The following is a 21876-nucleotide window of genomic DNA, read 5'->3' as shown; positions in this document are numbered from 1 at the left end:
AATGGATAATTCCGTTGCGCAAGTAAATTACACCAGGGCGGTGATCCCGGCAATCAGTCGCTTAACCCCTTCCTCAAGCTTGCTGCGCGGACAACCGGCGTTGAGGCGGATAAAGCCGTTACCTTCGTCGCCATAGGTATATCCCGGCATGATCGCTACCTTCTCCTGCTCAATCAGCACCTTTTGCAGCGCATTATCGTCAATATTGAGCGGACGAAGATCGATCCATGCCAGATAGGTCGCCTCCGGCGGCTGCCAGTTTAACGTCGGGAAAGCGGCATTCAGCCTGTCGGCCACATAGCGTAAATTGGCCTCCAGATACGCGCGCAGTTCATCCAGCCAGGCTTCACCCTGCTGGTAGGCGGCGATATGTGCCACCAATGCCAGCACCGAGGGTGAGGAGAGTCCGTCGCGTCCTTTCAGCGCCTGCAGATACGCCGTGCGGCTGGCCTCATCCCCGATCAGGCCATATGCCCCGGTGAGGGCCGGAATGTTAAAGCTCTTGGAGCCGGAGGTCAGCAGCGCCCATTTGCCCTGCGCCACGTCGCACCATGGCGTATGTTTATGATTGCCCCACACCATGTCCATATGGATCTCATCGCTGATCACCGCCACGTTGTGGCGGGCGCAGAGTTCAGCCATGGTCGTTAACTCGGCCCGGGTCCAGACCTTGCCGGTCGGGTTGTGCGGGCTACAAAGTAATAAAATGTTGTTCTGTGGCTGGGCCAGCACCGCTTCCAGTTCGGCCATATCGCACTGCCAGCCTTCCGCTGCTTTGTGCAGGCCGACGGAGACAACCTGACGGTTATTGCCTGCAATGGCATGGTAAAACGCGTCGTAGGCGGGAGTGTGGATCACCACCCCATCGCCAGCGTCGGACCACTGACGAATAAGCTCAGAGACCATGTAGATCACCGAGGGGCCATACACCAGAGCGCGGGTATCAATCTCGCTGTTAAAGCGCTGGCGGAACCAGTGGGCCACCGCGGCGAGGAATTCGTCGTTCTTCCAGCGGCTGTAACCAAACACCCCGTGGCCGATGCGGGTCTGCAGGGCGTCGATGATGCAGGGGGCGGTGGCAAAATCCATATCTGAGATGGTAAAAGGCAGCAGATCGGCGGCGCCGAAGCGGTCAGCAATATAGTCCCACTGGGTACACCAGGTGCCGTGACGATCCACGACGGCAGAAAAATCAAACATGACGTTGGTCCTTAAAATAAAACCCCCTCATGACGAGGGGGCTGCGGCATCAGGCTTCTACTGTTCGCATCAGGGTCGCCAGCTCGTCTTTCACTGACTGCACCTGTGGGCCGATGACCACCTGCAAATTATGCTGATTCAACTGTACCACGCCGATAGCGCGGTTGGCCTTCAGGGCGTTGGTATCCACTTTGGACATATCCGCCACCGACAGGCGCAGACGGGTGATGCAGTTATCCAGCGAGGTAATGTTATCCGTACCACCCAGCGCCGCCAGAATGGCAGGGGTGTTATAGCCAGATTTACCCACCGTACCCACCACAGCCTGTTCAACGCTGGTGGCCGTATCAGTATCGCGACCCGGCGTTTTCAGATTAAAGCGGGTGATGGCGAAGCGGAAGATGCCGTAGTACACCGCGAACCAGATCGCCGCCACTACCGGGACCAGATACCACTTGGTCGACAGACCGTGCAGGATCCCGAACACCACAAAGTCGATCACGTTGCCGTCGGTGTTACCGATGGTCACGCCCAGCACCGCCATGGTGGTAAAGCCCAGACCGGTCAGTACGGCGTGAATGAGGTACAGCACCGGCGCGACGAACAGGAACAGGAACTCGATCGGTTCAGTGGTGCCGCCCACCACGCAGGCAATCACGCCGGAGATCAGCAATCCTTTAATCTTATGACGGTTTTCCGGACGAGCGCAGTGGTACATCGCCAGCGCGGCACCCGGCAGGCCGCCGAGGAAGGCCGGCATCTTACCCTGAGACAGGAAGCGGGTGGCGCTCTCAGAGAAGCCGTGGGTGGTCGGGCAGCTCAGCTGCGCCTGGAAGATGGTCAGCGCGCCGCTGACATCGTGCCCGCAGACGTCCATGGTGCCGCCTGCTTCCGTGAAGCGGATCAGCGCCACGAGGATATGCTGGAGTCCAAACGGCAGCAGCAGGCGTTCGCCGGTACCGAAGATCATCGGGCCAAAGTCACCGGCACTGTTAATGATACGGCCAATGCCGGTAATGCCCATGGCAAAGACCGGCCAGACCAGCGGAATGATCAGACCAAACAGCCCCATCACCACCAGGGTGATGATCGGCACAAAGCGGGTACCCCCGAAGAAGGCCAGCGCGTCCGGCAGGCGGATATTGTGGAAACGCTCGTGCAGCATCCAGATGATCACCCCGGCGATCACCGCCCCGAGGATCCCGGTATCAATAGACTGAATCCCGATCACGCTCTGAATGTTGTTAGCTTTCAGCACCGCCGCGTCGGTGGTCGGCAGGATGCCTTTCGCGGTCAGCCAGAAGTTAACCGCCAGGTTCATCACCGCATAGCCAACGAAACCGGCAAACGCCGCCACGCCTTTGTTTTCGCGGGCCAGCCCCAGCGGGATAGCGATACAGAACATCACCGGCAGGAAGCTAAAGGCAAAGGAGCCGACCTTGCTCATCCAGATAAAGATCGCCTGCAGCACAGGATTGCCGAGGAACGGGATCAGCGTAACGACATCGTGGCTGCTGAGCGAGCTGCCGATCCCCAGCATGATCCCGCAGAAGGAGAGCAGTGCCACGGGCAGCATAAAGGTTTTACCCAGTTGCTGGAAAAACTCCCATAGCGAGATTTTTTGTGCTGCTTTCGCCGTCATAAAACGACTCCTTTATTGTTAAAATAGATTTACCTGCCTCAGTGCTGCGAGAAGATAAAACGTTTTATCAAAGTTTAGTGCGCGCTAAATCACATTCTCAGGCTTTGGCAGAGAGTATAAAGATAACGTATTGATAAAACGTTTTACCGATCTCATTATCAGGGAGTCACGCCACCACATGGCTGTAGCGAAAAAGATCACCATCAATGACGTCGCCCTGGCGGCGGGCGTTTCCGTTAGCACCGTTTCGCTGGTGCTGAGCGGGAAAGGGCGGATCTCCTCCGCGACGGGACAGCGCGTCAACGATGCGGTTGAACAGCTGGGATTTGTGCGCAATCGCCAGGCCTCGGCGCTGCGCGGTGGGCAGAGCGGGGTGATTGGCCTGATCGTCCGCGACCTGACCTCGCCGTTCTATGCTGAACTGACGGTGGGCCTGACCGAAGCGCTGGAAGCCCAGGGGCGGATGGTCTTTTTGCTCCACGGCGGGCGTGAAGCCGATCAGCTGCTTCAGCGCCTCGATATGCTCCTGACCCAGGGAGTGGACGGCGTGATCGTTGCCGGTGCCTCCGGGGCGAGCAATGAACTGTGCGAGCGGGCGGCGGAGAAGGGCGTGCCGCTGGTGTTCGCCTCTCGCGCCAGCTATCTGGACGAAGCCGACACCCTGCGTCCGGACAACATGCAGGCAGCACAAATGCTGACCGAACATCTTATTCGTCGCGGCCATCAACGAATTGCCTGGCTGGGTGGGCAAAGCTCGTCGCTGACCCGCGCCGAACGGGTGGGCGGCTACTGCTCGACGCTGATCAAATATGGCCTGCCGTTTCACAGCGAGTGGGTGGTGGAGTGTGGTTCCAGCCAGAAGCAGGCGGCAGAGGCGATCGGCACGTTACTGCGTGCCAGCCCCACCATTAGCGCCGTGATTTGCTACAACGACGTCATCGCCATGGGGGCCTGGTTTGGCCTGATCCGCGCCGGACGCCAGAGCGGGGACGGCGGAGTGGAAACTTTCTTTGGCCATCAGGTGGCGCTGGGTGCCTTTGCGGATGTATCAGAAAATGCGCTGGACGATCTGCCTATCGTCTGGGCGACGACTCCGGCGCGGGAGATGGGCTATACCCTGGCGGACCGCATGATGCAGCGAATTGAGAAATCCGACGTGCCGGCCGGGCACCAGATTGTGTCGGCCCGGCTGGTGACGGTGAAGTAGCCTCAGGGTTATGGCGTGAGCGGGTTCAGCACCAGCCGCGCCTCCAGCGCCTCGACAAATTTTCGCACTTTCGCAGGGATCAGCCGCGACGTAGGGTAAACGGCCCAGACGGCCAGCGCTTCCGGCTCGGCATCCTGCAGAACGATCCGCTCCAGCTGGCCTTGCGCCAGAGCGGGGGCAACGTACCAGCGGGATAAGTTAGCGATCCCCATTCCCCCCGCGCAGGCTTCAAAGATCGCCTCAATCGAGTTCGCCGAAAACCGCCCCGACACTTTTTGCCTGCTCCGCTGCCCGGCCTGGTCGAACGACCAGTGGGTAGTGTCAGAGGTGGTTAAGCAGCTGTGCGCCGCCAGATCGTTGAGCGTTTGCGGATAGCCGTTCGCCGCCAGGTAATCGACACTGGCGCACAGGTCGCGGGGATTGTCACACAGCCGATGGGCAACCAGCCGGTTGTCCCGCAGCGGGGCGATACGCAACGCCACGTCGATCCCTTTCCCGACAATATCCACCTGCTCGTCGGTGGCGAGCAGATCGACCTGCAGGGCCGGATGCTGGCGCATAAAGTCGGGCAGCATCGGGGCGATGATCTTGCGGCCAAACGCCGCCGAGGCGGTGATGCGCAGCCGCCCGGAAAGGTGGACGCCATCGGGAAACAGGTCGGCCAGGGCATTGGTTTTATCTTCCAGCAGCGCCTGGGCGTGGGGTAAAAAGACGTCGCCATCGCTGGTCGGCGACAGGGATCGCGTGGTGCGATGCACCAGTCGGACTCCCAGCTCGGCTTCCAGGTTATTGAGGCAGCGCGACGCCGCCATAGCGCTCATCGACAGTCGACGCGCGGCACCCGCCAGGCTGCCCGCTTTTATCGCTTCAACGAAGACTTCCACATCGTCCAGTCTCATTATCTCGCATCCCGTTATACTGACCTATCAAATTACACATCTACACTAATTATCGTTATAGCGCCATAGTCTCTCCACATCCTGATAAACAGTGAATTCGGAGTGACAATGAAAAAGATGACAGCGGTTCTGGCCCTCAGCAGCCTGTTTCTGATGGGCTCAACATGGGCAGATGCCCCCGCTCAGGTGCGTCAGCAGGTGCCGGGGTATTACCGCCTGGCGGTGGGGCAAAATGAGGTGACGGCGCTGTTCGATGGCTATAACGATCTCTCGCCGTCGCTGTTGAAAGGGCTCGCGGCCGACAAAATTCGCGATCTGCTGGCGCAGCATAAGATCGATGCCGAACGCATGCCCACCTCGTTTAACGCCTTTCTGGTGAATACCGGGAAACATCTGGTGATGATTGATAGCGGGGCGGGCCACTGCGTGCCGCAAACCGCCGGGCAACTGATTCCCAATATGGAGGCCTCCGGATATCGCCCTGAGCAGGTGGATACCATCTTCCTGACCCACCTCCATCTGGACCACGTCTGCGGCCTGAGCGATGCCTCGGGTAAGGCGCTGTTCCCCAATGCCACCGTTTATGTGCCGCAGGGTGAAGCCGATTACTGGCTGGATCCGGCGAAAGAGGCCAGCGCGCCCGCCAATGCGAAGGAGTATTTCGCTATCGCACAGCATGCCCTGGCAGCCTATAAAGCGACCGGACATCTGAAAACCTTCGTTCCGCCAGCCTCACCCATTCCTGAAGTTCAGACCGCCTATGCAGTTGGCCATACCCCTGGCAGCACAGTGTATCGCTTTGCCTCTGAAGGGAAGGCTATCAACTTTATCGGGGATCTGATCCACGCCCCGGCCGTGCAGTTCCCGCACCCGGAAGTGTCGATTCGCTTTGATGTGGATGGCAAAAAAGCCACCGTCTCCCGGGGGCAGGAGTTTAACGCCCTGGCAAAAGATGGGGAGTGGATGGCGGCGGCACACCTGGCCTTCCCGGGCATCGGGCATATCACCACCAGTGCCCAGGGTTACAGCTGGAACCCGGCAATATATGGCCCTTATCAACGTGCGGCCGACGTGCCCCTGCTGAAATAAGACGAGGAAAACATCATGAAAAGTTACACCGTAACGGCTAATGGCATTCGTCAGTTCGTGGTTGAAGAGGGAGAAGGCGCCCCGGTGATCCTGCTCCACGGTTTTCCGGAAACCCACTACGCCTGGCGCTATCAAATTCCCGTCCTGGCAAAACATTACCGGGTTATTGCCCCGGATTTGCGCGGCTACGGGGAGACCGATAAACCGGCCTCCGGCTACGATAAACGCAACATGGCGCGGGATATCCGGGAGCTGATGCGCGCCCTGGGTCTGGAGAAAGTGGTGCTGGTGGGGCACGACCGCGGGGCGCGCGTCGCGACACGCTTTGCGAAAGATTACCCTGAGCTGGTGGACCGTCTGGTGGTGATGGATAACGTGCCGACGCGTATCGTGGCGCGAGATCTCAACGCCTCTATCGCCCGCGCCTACTGGTTCTTCCTGTTCCATCTGGTGCCCGATCTGCCGGAAGCCCTGATTGCCGGTCGGGAGCATATCTGGTTACGCCATTTCTTCTCGGACTGGACCTACGATCCCGCCACCATCAGCGGTGAGGCATTTGATACCTACGTACGGGCGTATCAGGCGCCCGGTGCCGTTCGCGGAGCGATGGCGGACTATCGTGCCAACGCCGAGGATGTAGCGCAGGATCTGGCCGATGCGGAGGTGAAAATTGCCTGCGCGGTGATGTCGCTGTGGGGCAATGATTTTCACGCCGTAGGGAAACTGTTCGATATGCAGAGCGTCTGGGCAGAAATGGCGGACGATCTCAGGGCTTATGCCATTGAAGAGTGCGGCCATCTGCCGCAGGAGGAACAGCCGGAGAAAGTGAACGCCCTGCTGATGGACTTCCTCACCGGCTGGAAAGGATGACCCGCAATAAAAAACCCCTCGAAGAGGGGTTTTATACGCTTACTGCTGCGGTACAACCGGTGCGGCCGGTGGTGCCGGAACCGCTGGCGCGGCAGGTGCGCCCGGTACGCCCAGGTTCAGCGTCGGAACGCCAAACATGCCGACAAACTCTTCCAGCGGCATTTTCTGACCGTTCAGGGTGACCTGACCGTTGCTGTACTGCAGGCTGGTGCTGATCACGTTATCTTCCACGGTGGTGATGCGGAACATCTGACCCATCGCCGCCAGGCCTTTAACCTGCTGGCTGGCCAGCTTGCCAGCGTCATCTTCGTTATAACCTTCCAGCTTCGCAATCTGGGTCATGAACTCGGTCGCCATGTCCATCGGGATGGTCAGCTTGCTCTCCAGCGATTTCACGCTGCGATCCACTTCCTGAGTCAGGGTCTGGGCTTCACCCGTAGCGGTGGCCGGATCTTTCAGGAACAGCGACAGGTTGAAGTTGGTCTCGCCTTTGCTGTTTTTCCAGCTCAGCGGCGCCAGGGTCACCACTGGTTCGCCTTTCAGCAGGATCGGCAGGCTGCTGAAGAAGACTTCTGTCGCTTTCTGCTGATACAGGGCCGGGTTTTCCATCAGCGTTTTATCTGCCATCAACGCCTGGCTCTGGGTACGATACTGCTGGCTGAACTGATGCCACGCCTGGCCGTCGATATTGCCGATTTTCAACGTCAGCTTGCCAGTACCCAGATCCTGGTTCTGCACTTTCAGGCTCTTCAGGCTGTAATCCAGCTGGCTGTTGACGCTCTTACCGTCTTTCGACAGCTCAGCCTTACCGTTCAGATCTGTCCCTTCAAGCACCGCCATCTCTTTGCCTTCAATGGCGATAGCCAGCTTATCGAGAGTCACTTTCTGATCGCCGATCCGCTCGTTAAAGTCGGTCAGATGGCTGTTGCCCTCGGTTTTCAGGTTGTTGAAGGTAAGCTGCACTTTCTGGCCGTACTCATTGACGGCATTCACCAGGCCGCTTGCCGCTTCACCTTTCAGGGAGAAGGCCTTGCCATCACGATCGGCATCCAGCTGGAAATTGCCGCCGCTGAAGGCCACTTTTTCATCACCATTCTCGTAATTCAGCGCTTTCAGCGCGATGTCGGAGCTTGTATCACCGGAATAGCTGATGCGGGTATTGGCCTCGAACGGGGATTCATTCTTCGCCAGATCGAACAGCGGCTTAGAGGCTTCGTTATTCACCAGCGTCGATTTTACCGAGGCCATGGACGGGATAAGGTTAAAATGCTTCAGCTGGGCAAGCGGGAAGGGGCCGTGATCAACCACTTCGTTCAGGATCAGGCTCTGCCCTGGCTGCAGCCATGGACTTTGCGTGCCAGCGGCTGGTTTCAGCACCAGCTGCAGATGGCTTTTGAACAGCCCGCGCTGGTAATCCTGATAGCCCAGCTCCAGACCGGCTTCCGGTGCGGTACGCTTCAGTTCGCTATTGGCCTGCGCCACCATCTCTGCCAGATGGCTCTCCAGCTGTTTCCCGGTATACCAGGCCGCACCTGTCCAGACCACCCCTAATGCAACAATAACGCCTGCAGCTATAACCGATTTCTTCATCGTGATTATCCCTAAAATGAAACCGAGCGGTAAAAACCGCCCGGTGAGGTCATAAGATTACCAATAGCTTAGCAACAATTGTTAAAAAATTCAGTAGACCACTAGAGCTTGTTGAAAACCCGAGCCAGACGGCCCACGCCGCCGACGCTGACCGGCGAGTCACTGGCGGCAATAAACGCCGACTCGCCCGGCTTCAGCACCAGACGCTCGTCGCCTTTGCTGACCACCGCTTCGCCCTCGACGCAGAAGAGGATTGCCGCGCTCTGCTGGGCAATCTCAGCTTCGGCGCTGCTGAGGTCGTGCAGTGAGAAGGCAAAATCCTCCACCGGGATCGGGAAGTCCAGCTCCGGGCCATTTTTCACCGGCTGGGTCAGCAGCTCTGCCGCCGGTTTGGCGACAAATTTAACGTTAGCCACCAGCTCAGGAATATCGATGTATTTCGGCGTCAGGCCCGCACGCAGCACGTTATCGGAGTTGGCCATCACCTCCAGCGCCACGCCCTTGAGATAGGCGTGCGGCGTTTCGGCGAACAGGAACATCGCTTCACCCGGCTCCAGTTTGACCACGTTCAGCAGCAGCGGCGAGAACAGGCCGCTGTCGTCCGGGTAGAATTCAGAAATGACGCGGATGGTCTGCCACGGCTCACCCTGCTGGCTGTTAAGCGCCGCTTTCAGCACCCCCAGCGCGCGGGATTTTTCGTCGCCCTGCATATTCAGCAGGCTGGCAAAGAGGTGGCTCAGGCGATCGGCATCCGGCTTTTCGAGGAAGTGAGCAATGGCGCTGTGCGCCCCGGCCACCGGCTGCAGCAGGGAGACAATTTCAGAGAATTCGCGGAAGGCGTTCATCGCCAGGAACGGCGTTAAGGCAAACACCAGCTCTGGTTTGTGGTTCGGGTCTTTATAGTTACGCTCGGCGGCATCTAGGGGAATACCCGCCGCATTCTCTTTGGCAAAGCCCACTTCGGAGGCCTGCTTGTTCGGGTGAACCTGAATGGAGAGCGGCTGATCGGCGCACAGCACCTTAAAGAGGAACGGCAGTTCGCCAAAACGATCGGCGACTTTACTGCCCAGCAGCGTGGTTTTATCTGCGTCGATGACCTCGCGCAGGGAACGCACCCCACGGGCATCGGAAATTTTTGAGCTGCTCTTCGGATGCGCGCCCATCCACAACTCTGCCATCGGCAGATTGTCCGGGTTGGCGATACCGTAGAGATCCGTTAACGCAGTTTTACTTCCCCAGGCGTAGTTCTGCACTGAGTTGATGAGTTTTTGCATTATCAAGCCCTGTTTCAAATGTGGAATTAACTGCCCGTATTAAAGCAATAAACCGTCCGGAAGTAACCTGCGCACGGAAAAAGTCGTACTAGTCTCAGTTTTTGTTAAAAAATTGTGTAGGATAAGCCAACTCGCTTTTAAGCAGGGCAAACGGAACATCTGCCTGAACCATAATCAGCAATGTCGTAAGTGAGAGATCAATGTCGAATAAACCCTTCCATTATCAGGATCCTTTCCCGCTGGCAAAGGATCAGACCGAGTATTACCTGTTAACCCGCGACCACGTCTCTGTCTCTGAGTTTGAAGGACAGGAGATCCTGAAGGTTGACCCGCAGGCGCTGACCTTACTGGCGCAACACGCCTTCCACGATGCCTCCTTCATGCTGCGCCCGGCGCATCAGCAGCAGGTGGCGGATATCCTCAGCGACCCGCAGGCCAGTGAGAACGACAAATACGTCGCCCTGCAGTTCCTGCGTAACTCCGATATCGCCGCGAAAGGCATTCTGCCGACCTGTCAGGACACCGGCACCGCCATCATCACCGGTAAAAAAGGCCAGCGCGTCTGGACCGGCGGCGGCGACGAAGCGGCTCTGGCGCATGGCGTATACAACACCTACATCGAAGACAACCTGCGCTACTCGCAAAACGCCGCGCTGGATATGTACAAAGAGGTGAATACCGGCACCAACCTGCCGGCGCAGATCGACATCTACAGCGTCGACGGCGACGAATACAAATTCCTCTGCATCGCCAAAGGCGGCGGTTCAGCCAACAAAACCTATCTTTATCAGGAAACCAAGGCGCTGCTCTCTCCGGGCAAGCTGAAAAACTACCTGGTGGAGAAGATGCGCACCCTCGGCACCGCGGCTTGCCCGCCGTACCATATCGCGTTTGTCATCGGCGGCACCTCGGCAGAAAGCACCCTGAAAACCGTCAAGCTGGCCTCCACCAAATACTACGACGGCCTGCCAACCGAAGGTAACGAGCACGGTCAGGCGTTCCGCGACATCCAGCTTGAGCAGGAGCTGCTGGTGGAAGCGCAGAACCTCGGCCTCGGCGCGCAGTTTGGCGGCAAATATTTTGCCCACGATATCCGCGTGATCCGCCTCCCGCGTCACGGCGCATCCTGCCCGGTCGGAATGGGCGTGTCGTGTTCTGCAGACCGCAACATCAAGGCCAAAATCAACCGCGACGGTATCTGGATCGAAAAACTGGAAAACAACCCAGGCAAGTACATCCCGGAAGAACTGCGTAAAGCGGGCGAGGGCGAAGCGGTCCACGTTGACCTTAACCGTCCGATGAGCGAGATCCTCGCCCAGCTGTCCCAGTACCCGGTCTCCACCCGCCTGTCGCTGAACGGCACCATTATCGTCGGTCGCGACATCGCGCATGCCAAGCTGCAGGAGCGTCTGGATAACGGCGAAGGGCTGCCGCAGTACGTTAAAGATCACCCGATCTACTACGCAGGCCCGGCGAAAACGCCGGACGGCTATGCCTCTGGCTCCCTGGGCCCAACCACCGCCGGACGCATGGACTCCTACGTGGATCAGCTCCAGGCCAACGGCGGGAGCATGATCATGCTGGCGAAGGGCAACCGCAGCCAGCAGGTGACCGACGCCTGCCACAAACACGGCGGCTTCTACCTCGGCAGCATCGGCGGCCCGGCCGCGGTGCTGGCGCAGGGCAGCATCAAGAGCCTCGAGTGCGTGGAGTACCCGGAGCTGGGGATGGAAGCAATCTGGAAAATTGAAGTAGAAGATTTCCCGGCCTTTATCCTCGTGGATGACAAAGGCAACGACTTCTTCAAACAGATCCAGTCCTCTCAGTGTGCGGCCTGTGTGAAGTAGTTTGAAAACCCGCCGGGTGGCGCTGCGCCACCCGGCAACAAAAAGAGCGCACAAAGCGCCATACCCTTTCCCCGTTCTCATCAATACTTGTTTCTTTGAGCTGTGAGCAATCCACTTCAGTGTTATCAAGGAGAAAGTAATGACCACCTCACGCAGTGAGAAAGATTCGATGGGTGCCATCGACGTCCCGCAGAACAAACTCTGGGGCGCGCAAACCCAGCGTTCGCTGGAACATTTCCGCATTTCCACTGAAAAAATGCCGGTTTCGCTGATCCAGGCTCTGGCGCTGACCAAACGTGCAGCCGCCAAAGTAAACCAGGATTTAGGCCTGCTGGCGGCGGAAAAAGCCACCGCTATTATCAACGCTGCCGATGAAGTGCTTGCCGGCAAGCATCCCGATGAATTCCCGCTCGCCATCTGGCAGACCGGCTCTGGCACCCAGAGCAACATGAACATGAACGAGGTGCTGGCCAACCGCGGGAGCGAACTGCTCGGCGGCGTGCGCGGTATGGAGCGCAAGATCCACCCCAACGATGACGTCAACAAAAGCCAGAGTTCCAACGACGTTTTCCCGACGGCGATGCACGTGGCGGCGCTGATTGCCCTGCGCGAACAGCTGATCCCCCAGTTGAACGTGCTTAAACAGACCCTCGACGACAAAGCCCGGGCCTTTGCCGATATCGTCAAAATTGGCCGTACTCATCTGCAGGATGCCACGCCCCTGACCCTCGGCCAGGAGATCTCTGGCTGGGTAGCGATGCTCGACCACAACCTGCGCCATATCGACCATAGCCTGCCGCACCTGGCGGAGCTGGCGCTGGGCGGTACCGCGGTGGGGACCGGGCTCAATACCCATCCTGAGTACGCGGTGCGCGTGGCGGAAGAGCTGGCGACCATCACCGGCCAGCCGTTTGTCACCGCGCCGAACAAGTTCGAAGCGCTGGCCACCTGCGATGCGCTGGTCCATGCCCACGGGGCGCTGAAAGGGCTGGCGGCCTCGCTGATGAAAATCGCCAACGACGTGCGCTGGCTGGCCTCCGGGCCGCGCTGCGGCATCGGCGAGATCAGCATTCCTGAGAACGAGCCGGGCAGCTCCATCATGCCGGGCAAGGTTAACCCGACCCAGTGCGAAGCCATGACCATGCTCTGCTGTCAGGTGATGGGCAACGACGTGGCGGTGAACATGGGCGGTGCCTCGGGCAACTTTGAGCTGAACGTCTATCGCCCGATGGTGATCCATAATTTCCTGCAGTCGGTGCGACTGCTGGCGGATGGCATGGAGAGCTTCAACGAGCACTGCGCGGTGGGCATTGAGCCGAACCGCGAGCGCATCAGCCAGCTGCTCAATGAGTCGCTAATGCTGGTGACCGCGCTCAATACCCATATCGGCTACGACAAGGCGGCAGAAATTGCTAAAAAAGCGCACAAAGAGGGGCTGACCCTGAAAGCCGCCGCCCTGGCGCTGGGGTATCTCACCGAGGCCGAGTTCGACAGCTGGGTTCGCCCGGAAGAGATGGTCGGCAGCCTGAAATAGTTACTCCGCAACGTACAGGTGCAGCCGCGGGATGATCAAGCGCAGCGGCTGTGCCTGCGGTTTATAGCGGTGCTGAACGTTATCAGCATCGTAATTCAGCAGTTCACCAATATCCGGGATCACCGCCCCCTGGTCAGCGTCGTACAGGGCGATCAGCGGCGTCGGGCAGGCGTACTGGACCTGCTTCTGCTGTCCGGCATACCAGACCCGGGCGATGGGTTGCACCTTCACCGGCCGTTTGATCTTCAGCCGCGCCTCCGCCGGCAGGGAATGAATGGCGGTGTACTCCGCCTCCAGTCGCTCCACCCACTGATCCCGGGACCAGGGCGCCACGGCGCGCGGGGACTTGAGGCTTTTCTCCAGCATCGCCAGCACTTCATCGCGGGTGAAGTTTTTGATGATGTGCTTATTGGCCCAGCCGAAGCGCAGGGTGGCGGGGTGGTTGATGACCGTTAACGTGCGGTAGGCGTTGAGAGTAATCAACCCCGGCAACTGATGATGCACCCACTCAAAGCGGGCGGCAGGGGCCAGTCCCGACTCCTCGGTGACGATTTTTTCAAATTCCGCCTTCAGGGCGTTAATGCTCGCGATCTGGTCCGTCAGCTGCGCCCTGTGGGCGGCATCGCTCTGCAGGCAGATCACCCCCGGCAGGCGCACGGCGGCCTTGCTGCTGCGGGTTTCCGACTGCTGCTGAATAAACAGGTGGCGGTAATGTTGCAGCGCCATCGCCAGCGCCTCCTTGCCGATGTGCTGCTTCACCGCGATGGCGTTGAGCGGATCGTGCTCGGCGCCTTTGGCGACGTCAGGCAGGGAAAAGACGCGGCCCGCCAGTAAGCGGCATGACTGCAGATCGTCCGTGAGTTGTGCCAGCTCATGCTCCATCTGGCGGAAGGTTGAGTTTAAGCGTTCGAGCAGATCGTAAGTTGCCATAGCACACCACATTAGTTACAACATACTCAATTTATAGCACAGCACGCCGGCTCAGGCCAGCGTGCGGTTTGGGTCAGTCAGGGATTGGCAGGGCGATGTGGTGCCAGACGGGCCAGGTAAAGCAGAACCGGGCTCCGCCGAGATCGCTCGCGTCACAGCTGACGTCGCCCCCCAGCGCCTGGGCAATAGAGTGGACGATCGCCAGCCCGAGGCCGCAGCCACCGGTGGCGCGGTCCCGGCTCGGGTCGAGACGAACAAAAGGCTCAAACACCTGCTGGCGAGCCTCTGGCGCGATACCGGGGCCATCATCTTCCACCGACAGCGTGGCGCGACTGCCGTTCAACTGCAGCGTAATCCGCAGGGTGTTATCGCTGTAGCGCAGGGCGTTATTGACCAGGTTATCCAGCACCCGCTCCATCAAACGCATATCCAGCGCGCCATAGTCCCCGTTCATGCTGTCGATCAGCAGCCTGCGCTGGGGGTTGACGCTCTGGACGTCCTCAACGTAGCTGCGCAGCCAGCCGGGCAGGTCCGGGGTGGTGAGCTTTAGTTCATTCTGTGGACGGTCGAGGCGGGCATAGGTCAGCAGCTCCTCTATCAACGCTTCAAGCTGGCCGATATCACGGTTCAGCGCCTGCGACTCCGCCGCGGTCAGGTTTTCACTCATCTCCAGCCGGTAGCGCAGCCGCACCAGGGGAGTGCGCAGCTCGTGGGCGATACCGTCGATCAGCTGTTTTTTACTGGCGATCAAAGCATTAATGTTGTCGGCCATCTGGTTAAAGGCCACCCCGAGGCGCTCAAAGCTGGACCCGCTGTCGAAATGGATCCGCTCGGTCAGATGTCCGTCGCCAAAGCGCTGGGCGGCGGCCTCGAGGCGCAGCATGTCCTGCCAGTGAGGCCGCATCCAGATAAACACCGGGAAGGCCAGCGAAATGGCGATAAAGGCCAGCAGGGCGATATCCAGCAGGCGCATCTGGTGCAGGAAGTAGAGGTAGGGCACCGGACCAACCGCCAGCACGTAGTGGCTGCGCGGGATACGCTGGATGAAGGTGTATTGATCGTCCAGCGCCACGATGTCACCGCTGCGCAGGCGCTGCATGGTCGGGGCATCCAGGCTGTACTTCTTCAGCGGCTCGATGCGCAGCTTGAAGGAGAGATTCAGATCCAGCTCTTTGATGGTGCGCGCCCAGTCGTGAGGGGGGATCTCACGCAGTTCGCTGCGCATCAGATAGAGCGAGCTTTTCATCAAATCATCCAGCGACTGCCTGCCTGCGCGCTCGGCGGTGAACTTGTAGACCAGCCCGACCAGCATGGTCATCACCAGGAAGCAGACAAACAGCAGGAGGTAAAACTGCACGAACAGTTTTTTCATTACATATCACCCAACTACAACGCGTTAATGATGCTGCCCCGCCACAGGAAGGGACATGGCACACTTTACGCAATCGGCTGCCTCATGGCATAGCGAATATTTAACGTAGCGCCTTGCGTAATGACGTTCGCTTTGACATGCCAGGCATTCTCGATCAGATCCGGAGTCAACACGGCATCAGGCGGCCCGCTGGCCATCACTGTACCTGATTTCAGCAGGACCAGCCGCTGGCAGTAGTTGGCGGCGAGATTAAGATCGTGCAGCGCCACCACCACCGTGACGGGCAGCTGCGTTATCAACGTCATCAGCTCCAGCTGATACTCAATATCCAGGTGGTTAGTGGGCTCGTCGAGGATCAGTAGCCCCGGCTGCTGGGCCAGGGCGCGGGCGATTTGCGTCCGCTGCCGCTCCCCGCCGGAGAGTTGCCGCCACAGCCGGTGACGCAGACCGGAGAGTTTCATCAGCCGGATCGCGTTCTCAACCGCGATGTCGTCGGTTTCGTTCCAGCCAAAAAGTCCCCTGCGGTGCGGGGTGCGTCCCAGACGAACAATCTGCTCAACGCAAAGCTCGCCGTCGACCTCAGCGTGCTGAGGCACAAACGCCAGCCGTTTGGCCCGCTCCCGCAGGGGGATCTCGTTGAGTGGGGTACCGTCGAGCCGGATGTGGTGGGCATGACGCGGCAATAACCCGGCCAGACAGCGCAGCAGCGTGGATTTACCCGAGCCATTCGGCCCCAGCAGGCCAACAACTTCACCCGTCGCCAGATCCAGGTCGATATCGTGCAGGATTTTTCGCGACTGCAGGGTTACCTGTAGTCCGCGTAATGAAATAGTCATACTCTTTTCTCCCGGCTGCGATACAGCAGGACCACAAAAGCGGGCGCGCCCACCAGCGCGGTCACCACGCCAATGGGCAGCACCTGATGAGTAATAAGCGTCCGGGAAACCACATCGGCGAGGATCATAAAATGACTGCCGATCAGGAAGGTCAGGGGAATGGCGCGGCGATGCCCGGGACCGCACAGCATCCGGGTAATATGCGGGATCACCAGCCCGACAAACCCTACCGCACCAATGATACTGACCATCACTGCGGTCACCAGCGCACAGGTGAGGAGCAGCATCATGCGCATGAGGGCTACCGGCACGCCCAGCGTGGTCGAAACATCATCCCCAAAGGTGAAGGTATCCAGCGAACGCGAAAAGGTGAATATCACCGTAAATCCGGCCAACACCACCGCCAGAGCCAGCAGGGCATCCGGCCAGCGAACGCCGCTCAGACTCCCCAGCAGCCAGAACATCACGCTGCGCGACTGCTCCGCATTTGCGGAGGTGCTGACAATGTACGCGGTCATGGCGTTGAACAGCTGCGTGCCGGCAATGCCCGCCAGCAAGATGCGTGGTGGGCTGTCGGTCATGCCGTGGGTGATCAGCATGATAAGCCCAAAGGCGCAGCAGGCACCCAGAAAGGCACCCCCACTGATACCCAGCGTACTGCCACCCAACCCCAGCAACATGACGCAGACCGCGCCCAGCGACGCCCCCGAGGAGATCCCCAGCAGATAGGGCTCGGCCAGCGGGTTACGCAGGATCGCCTGCATCACCAGACCGCACAGTGCCAGCCCCCCTCCGCTGCAGGCCGCCATCAGGGCCCGGCTCATGCGGTACTGCCAGACAATGCCTTCCTCAACCTGCGGCAGAGGCCAGGTGCCCAGCCCCAGACCGTTGAGGATGGCTTTGCCCGCAGTGGTATACGAAACCGGCATATCACCCACGGTCGCGGCGAAAACCAGCATTAACGGCAGCGTCAGTAACCCAACAGCCATCAGGCCAGGCTGTCGCCAGCGCGGCGCGATAAAGGGAACACGGAGAGTCACTATGTTCATCGTTCAGCCTGAAACGCCGCCAGTTTTTCACTGATCGCCTCGACGGCATCGACATTGCGCAATGATGGATTCAGGGACATCGCAGGCACGACAATAATGTGCCCTTTTTTCACGGCGGGTAAGTTTCTGGTTACCGGATCATCGTACAAAAAGGCTTTTTTAACAGCCACATCATCAGCCGGGTAAAGCCGCCGGGACATCTCTGCAATCACGATCACGTCAGGCTGCGCCTGGACAATGTGTTCCCAGGTCACGGCGGGCCATTCATCACGGGAATCAATAATGTTCTTCAGTCCCAGGGTGTGGCTGATCCAGCCCGGCGCGCCATAATCGCCCGCCACCCAGGGGTCGCCTTTCAGACGGCTGCTGGAGAACCAGAACACCACTTTCAACGGTTTGACGTGCTGAGAAGCAACGCGCGTCTGTGCCTTCTGAATACGCAGGTTCAGCGCCTCGTTGAGTTTTTTTCCCTGCGTCTGGACATCGAAAAGGGTAGCCAGCTCATCGATTTCACGTTCGATTTCCGCGATGGAGAACGGTGTGCTGCGGGCGCCGTCGGCATTCGAGCTGTCGGTGACGCTTTTGCCGATGCAGTCGGCGGGGGAAATCCAGGTCGGAATACCCAGCGTGGCAAACTGCTCACGGGTGCCTGTTTCACCCTGCGGCCCGATATGCCAGTGATATTGCGCCAGCACCAGATCGGGATTTTGTGCAGTCACCGCTTCAAAGGATGGGGCGTTATCTGCCAGTTTTTTTATTCCCTTACCGCGCTCCGCCAGCGTATCGGGGAGTGGACCAAACCAGACTGACGTGGCGCTGATCTTCTTTTCAAGCCCCAGCGCCAGCAGGAGCTCCGTCTCGTGCTGCCCGACAGTCACCACCCGCTGCGGGGCGTGCGTAAAGGTCTCTTTGATCCCGCAGTTTTCTATCGTCAGCGGATAAACCGGTGCCGCAATAACCGAATGCGCGAAGGTTGCCAGAACCGACGCCAGCACCATCTTTTTGATTACCACAATCCCATCCTCATAATTGTTATGTTATAACATAATACATATTATGCGGGCGGGCGCAAAAGATTAATCAGCAGGAGAGAGTCAGATATCCCAGGCGTGCGGCGCGAAAAGATAGCCTTTATTACGCACGGTTTTAATCCGGAAGGGTTCGGTGGCGTTATCCAGCAGTTTTTTGCGCAGGCGTGAGATCGCCACGTCCACGCTGCGGTCCATGCCATCGTAGCTGACGCCGCGCAGGTTTTTCAGCAGCGCGTCCCGGTCCATGATCTGTCCGGCATGGGTCGCCAGCTCCCACAGCAGATCGAAATCCGCCGTCGACAGCGCCACCTGCTGACCGGACAGCAGAACCTGACGATTCACCGGATCGATGGACAGCGTGCCAAATCTCAGGGCTTTATGCGGGGTTAACAGCGGGGCGGGGGCATCACTGGAGGCCGCAACGTGCTGGCGCAGATGCAGGCGCAGGCGTGCGAGCAGCACTGCCGGTGGGGTGGTTTTTAGAATATAGTCGTTGGCCCCCATCTCGAGGGACAAAATATGGTTCATGTCGCTGTCGAGGGAGGTCAGCAGCACAATCGGGCCTTGCCAGCGGGCACGCAGATCCCGGCACAGGGTCATACCGTCTTTACCGGGTAACATAATATCCAGCAGCACCAGATCGGGTTTTTCGCTCGCCACTAGCTCTTCGGCACGATCCCCGCGCGGTTCGACGATAACGTCCATATCATGTTTAGCCAGATACGCGGCTATCAACTGGCCGACTTCGGGTTCATCTTCAACGTATACGATCTTGTTCATAGCCAGTCTGCGTCTGCGAAAAAAACCAACATACACCGCATAACCTTAACCTTACATTAATCATTCGCAAATAGTTGCCGTTCCGCTATGCTGCCCAGAATTGTTATTCAGTTGTTAAGGGAAAAGGGATGGGACTGGTGATAAAAGCGGCCATCGGCGCGCTGGTGGTTTTACTGATTGGCTTACTGGCAAAAACGAAAAATTATTACATCGCCGGGTTGCTGCCGCTGTTCCCGACTTTTGCCCTGATTGCGCACTATATTGTCGCCTCCGAGCGCGGCATCGAGGCGCTGCGCACCACCATTATCTTTGGCATGTGGGCAATTATTCCGTACTTCCTCTATCTGCTGTCGCTGTGGTACTTCATCGGCGTGATGCGTCTGCCCCTGGCGCTGGGCGGGGCAGTGGTCTGCTGGTGCCTCAGCGCCTGGGTGTTAATCTTCTGCTGGAGCCGTTTTCACTAGCGTAACGGCCGCCCGCCATCGACACCGAACGACCGGCCGGTCACATAGCAGCTGGTCAGAATGTAGTCGATTAAGTCGATCACCTCTTTTTCACCGGGGGCGATCTTCATCAGCGATTTATTCAGCGCCTGCTGGCGATAGTCGGCATCGTCGTGCTCGTTAAACAGGATTAGCGACGGGGCGATAGCGTTGACCTTCACCTCCGGCGCCAGCTTGCGGGCAAACGAGCGGGTCATGTTATCCAGCGCGGCTTTGCTGGCGGCATAGGCAATATGCTTGTCGCTGCCCCGTTCCACCACGTAGTCGGTGAAGTGGATGATGTCGCTGGCAGCATGGCCATGACCGCGAAGCAGATCCTGCAGGGCATGGTTCAGCAGGTAGGGGGCGTGAACGTGGATCTGCAGCATGCAGGAGAGGGTTTCGCTGAGCGAGGTCCCCGGAGTTTCCGACATCCATGCGCTGGCGTTATGAATGATACCGCGTAACGCCGGGGTTTCGGCTTTCACGCGCTCGGCAAAGGCCAGAATTCCCTCGTCAGTGGAAAAATCGGCCTGAATGCAGGTCGCGCCCGCCTCGCACAGGGTGGCAATCGCGGGATATTTCGTCCGATAGCTGACGATCACCGGCTGATGAAGATTCAGAAAGTGGTGGGCAAGCGCGAGGCCGATGCGACGGCCTCCGCCAGTAATCAGGATCGGGAGCGGCTTTGCGTGTCCCATCGTATTCTCCTTATCCGTTCGACGATGGGAAAAGTCGCTTATCCCATCAGCATCCACGTTGCCGGTAATGCGGCAACCAGTAACATTCCAATCAACACCATTTCACGGCGTTTAAGCGCGTGTTGCAGCTGATGCGTACGTCGGGCGTAAATAAACACCAGCAGCCCAGGCGCATAAAGTACCACGGAGAGCAGCAGATGCATCGGACCAGAGGCATACAGCAGCCATAAGCCATAAATACAGGCTCCCATTCCCACGACGGTGTGCATTGGGCGGGTCGCTATTTTTAACAAATATGCGCCCACCAGGAAATAGGGTACCAGAATCATCTCTGAGGCGATGGTTAACAGCGTGTTATAGTCCGAACCTGTGAGCCAGATCAGCACCAGACAAACCTGCACGCTGATGTTGGTCAGCCACAGCGAGGCGGAAGGGGCACTGTTTTTGTTCTGACGGGCAAACAGACGGGGAAACGCTTTATGCGTCGCGGCCAGGAACGGCACTTCGGCCGCCATAATGGTCCAGCTCAGATAGGCCCCGCAGACCGACACGATCAGCCCGGCGGCAATCACCACTTCGCCCCAGGAACCCATCATGTTGACCATCAGGCCCGCCATCGACGGGTTACGCATCTCCGCCAGCTCAGGGCGGGCGACCACGCCCAGGGAGAGCAGGGTAACCAGCAGATAAACGGTCAGCGCAGCCAGCACCGCCAGCAGCGTGGCGCGGCCAACATCCTGCTTATTGCGCGCCCGGGCCGACACCACCACCGCGCCTTCCACCCCGATAAACACCCACAGGGTGATGAGCATGGTGTTTTTCACCTGCTCCCAGACCGGGACGCCCAGCGCCACGCCGGAAAAGTCCATGCTGAACACATCGAGACGAAACGCGATAAACGCCAGCACCACAAACAGCCCCAGCGGCACCAGCTTCGCCAGGGTCGCGACCAGGTTGATGCTCGCAGCGGTCTGCACGCCGCGCAGCACCAGGAAATGGACGAACCACAGCAGTACCGAGGAGCCGACGATGGACTGCCAGGTATTGCCATCGCCAAACAGGCGCAGTTCAGGCGTATCGGTAAAGAAACTCAGCGCAGAGAAGACGATCACCAGATAAGAGACGTTGGCGATCACCGCGCACAGCCAGTAACCCCATGCGGAACAGAAGCCCACCAGCTCACCAAAGCCTTCACGGGCGTAGGTGAAAATGCCGCCGTCGAGATCGGGACGGATGCGCGTCAGCAGCAGCATGGCGAAGGCCAGCAGCAGGATCCCGACACCGGTGATCCCCCAGCCGATAAGCAGCGCGGACGGGCTGGCAACGGCTGCCATATTCTGCGGCAGACTGAATACACCTGCACCGAGCATGGAGCTTAAAACAAGCGCAGTTAAAGCGCTCAGGCCAAGTTTCTTTTCCATTGGCTTCCTTTTTAAAAAGGGTCAGATCCAGAATAATTATTTCGTCGAAGCGCATAAAAATGGTGGATCACACTAAGGCGCGGGATTTTACGGAGTGTCACGAAGGCATGCAATGAGGAAGG

Annotated in this window: 19 protein-coding genes; 6 read left to right on the top strand and 13 right to left on the bottom strand. The window is 58.8% G+C overall.

Annotated elements, in window-relative coordinates:
• Window positions 1-27: 27 nt before the first annotated feature.
• Together LG383_RS09200 and malX are read right to left on the bottom strand one after the other, a co-directional pair.
• Window positions 28-1200: a MalY/PatB family protein gene (locus LG383_RS09200; protein WP_225758943.1), complete on the bottom strand. Its 1173-nt coding sequence runs from the start codon at window positions 1198-1200 to the stop codon at window positions 28-30.
• A 49-nt stretch (window positions 1201-1249) separates the two neighbouring features.
• Window positions 1250-2842 carry a maltose/glucose-specific PTS transporter subunit IIBC gene (gene malX, locus LG383_RS09195; RefSeq protein ID WP_225758942.1) on the bottom strand — a complete coding sequence of 531 codons (1593 nt, stop codon included), beginning with the start codon at window positions 2840-2842 and terminating at the stop codon, window positions 1250-1252.
• Window positions 2843-3020: 178 nt separating this feature from the next.
• On the opposite strand from malX, the gene LG383_RS09190 reads away from it, so the two are divergent.
• Entirely contained in the window at window positions 3021-4049 is a 1029-nt protein-coding gene (locus tag LG383_RS09190) for a Mal regulon transcriptional regulator MalI (protein WP_166182304.1), read from the top strand.
• A gap of 8 nt (window positions 4050-4057) precedes the next feature.
• Here the strand turns inward: LG383_RS09190 and LG383_RS09185 are convergent, their stop codons facing one another.
• Window positions 4058-4948, bottom strand: coding sequence for a LysR family transcriptional regulator (locus LG383_RS09185; protein ID WP_225758941.1), 891 nt, complete (start codon window positions 4946-4948; stop codon window positions 4058-4060).
• A 108-nt stretch (window positions 4949-5056) separates the two neighbouring features.
• Here LG383_RS09185 and LG383_RS09180 point away from each other — a divergent pair, with 108 nt between their 5' ends.
• Together LG383_RS09180 and LG383_RS09175 are read left to right on the top strand one after the other, a co-directional pair.
• Complete coding sequence (locus LG383_RS09180) at window positions 5057-6037, top strand: MBL fold metallo-hydrolase (RefSeq protein ID WP_225758940.1); 981 nt, start codon at window positions 5057-5059, stop codon at window positions 6035-6037.
• 15 nt (window positions 6038-6052) lie between these two features.
• Window positions 6053-6907, top strand: coding sequence for an alpha/beta fold hydrolase (locus LG383_RS09175; protein ID WP_225758939.1), 855 nt, complete (start codon window positions 6053-6055; stop codon window positions 6905-6907).
• A gap of 39 nt (window positions 6908-6946) precedes the next feature.
• Here the strand turns inward: LG383_RS09175 and LG383_RS09170 are convergent, their stop codons facing one another.
• Both LG383_RS09170 and manA read right to left on the bottom strand, forming a co-directional pair.
• Window positions 6947-8497 carry a YdgA family protein gene (locus LG383_RS09170; RefSeq protein WP_106993744.1) on the bottom strand — a complete coding sequence of 517 codons (1551 nt, stop codon included), beginning with the start codon at window positions 8495-8497 and terminating at the stop codon, window positions 6947-6949.
• Between the two features lie 101 nt (window positions 8498-8598).
• Complete coding sequence (gene manA / locus LG383_RS09165) at window positions 8599-9771, bottom strand: mannose-6-phosphate isomerase (protein ID WP_225758938.1); 1173 nt, start codon at window positions 9769-9771, stop codon at window positions 8599-8601.
• 200 nt (window positions 9772-9971) lie between these two features.
• Here manA and fumA point away from each other — a divergent pair, with 200 nt between their 5' ends.
• Window positions 9972-11618, top strand: a complete 1647-nt coding sequence (fumA, locus tag LG383_RS09160) for a class I fumarate hydratase FumA (RefSeq protein ID WP_106993746.1) — start codon at window positions 9972-9974, stop codon at window positions 11616-11618.
• A 139-nt stretch (window positions 11619-11757) separates the two neighbouring features.
• On the top strand, window positions 11758-13152 hold the full coding sequence (gene fumC / locus LG383_RS09155) for a class II fumarate hydratase (RefSeq protein WP_225758937.1): 1395 nt from the start codon (window positions 11758-11760) through the stop codon (window positions 13150-13152).
• On the opposite strand, the gene tus is transcribed toward fumC, so the two are convergent.
• From tus to rstA, 6 genes are all read right to left on the bottom strand, one after another.
• The gene (gene tus / locus LG383_RS09150) at window positions 13153-14082 is read right to left on the bottom strand and encodes a DNA replication terminus site-binding protein (protein WP_166182309.1); all 930 of its coding nucleotides are present in this window, start codon (window positions 14080-14082) and stop codon (window positions 13153-13155) included. It abuts the gene before it with no gap.
• 73 nt (window positions 14083-14155) lie between these two features.
• The gene (gene rstB, locus LG383_RS09145; RefSeq protein WP_225758936.1) at window positions 14156-15454 is read right to left on the bottom strand and encodes a two-component system sensor histidine kinase RstB; all 1299 of its coding nucleotides are present in this window, start codon (window positions 15452-15454) and stop codon (window positions 14156-14158) included.
• Between the two features lie 65 nt (window positions 15455-15519).
• Complete coding sequence (locus tag LG383_RS09140) at window positions 15520-16290, bottom strand: ABC transporter ATP-binding protein (protein ID WP_225758935.1); 771 nt, start codon at window positions 16288-16290, stop codon at window positions 15520-15522.
• A complete protein-coding gene (locus tag LG383_RS09135; protein ID WP_225758934.1) occupies window positions 16287-17339 on the bottom strand; it encodes an iron ABC transporter permease in 1053 nt (350 codons plus the stop codon). The genes LG383_RS09140 and LG383_RS09135 overlap by 4 nt, the downstream gene beginning before the upstream one ends.
• The gene (locus LG383_RS09130) at window positions 17336-18337 is read right to left on the bottom strand and encodes an ABC transporter substrate-binding protein (protein WP_370635164.1); all 1002 of its coding nucleotides are present in this window, start codon (window positions 18335-18337) and stop codon (window positions 17336-17338) included. Before LG383_RS09130 ends, LG383_RS09135 begins: the two co-directional genes overlap by 4 nt.
• Window positions 18338-18433: 96 nt before the next feature.
• Window positions 18434-19150: a two-component system response regulator RstA gene (rstA, locus tag LG383_RS09125; RefSeq protein ID WP_225758932.1), complete on the bottom strand. Its 717-nt coding sequence runs from the start codon at window positions 19148-19150 to the stop codon at window positions 18434-18436.
• A 128-nt stretch (window positions 19151-19278) separates the two neighbouring features.
• Here rstA and LG383_RS09120 point away from each other — a divergent pair, with 128 nt between their 5' ends.
• Window positions 19279-19614: a GlpM family protein gene (locus LG383_RS09120; RefSeq protein WP_225758931.1), complete on the top strand. Its 336-nt coding sequence runs from the start codon at window positions 19279-19281 to the stop codon at window positions 19612-19614.
• Here the strand turns inward: LG383_RS09120 and folM are convergent.
• A complete protein-coding gene (folM, locus tag LG383_RS09115) occupies window positions 19611-20333 on the bottom strand; it encodes a dihydromonapterin reductase (protein ID WP_106993754.1) in 723 nt (240 codons plus the stop codon). The two genes, LG383_RS09120 and folM, sit on opposite strands and share 4 nt — an antisense overlap.
• A 38-nt stretch (window positions 20334-20371) precedes the next feature.
• Complete coding sequence (locus tag LG383_RS09110) at window positions 20372-21754, bottom strand: amino acid permease (protein ID WP_106993755.1); 1383 nt, start codon at window positions 21752-21754, stop codon at window positions 20372-20374.
• Window positions 21755-21876 lie beyond the last annotated feature (122 nt).

The organism is Leclercia sp. Marseille-Q4284 (assembly GCF_916618945.1).
Taxonomy (GTDB): Bacteria; Pseudomonadota; Gammaproteobacteria; order Enterobacterales; family Enterobacteriaceae; genus Enterobacter; species Enterobacter tamurae.
Note: the sequence above shows the minus strand (reverse complement) of the source record. Positions and strands in the feature narration are given on the sequence as shown.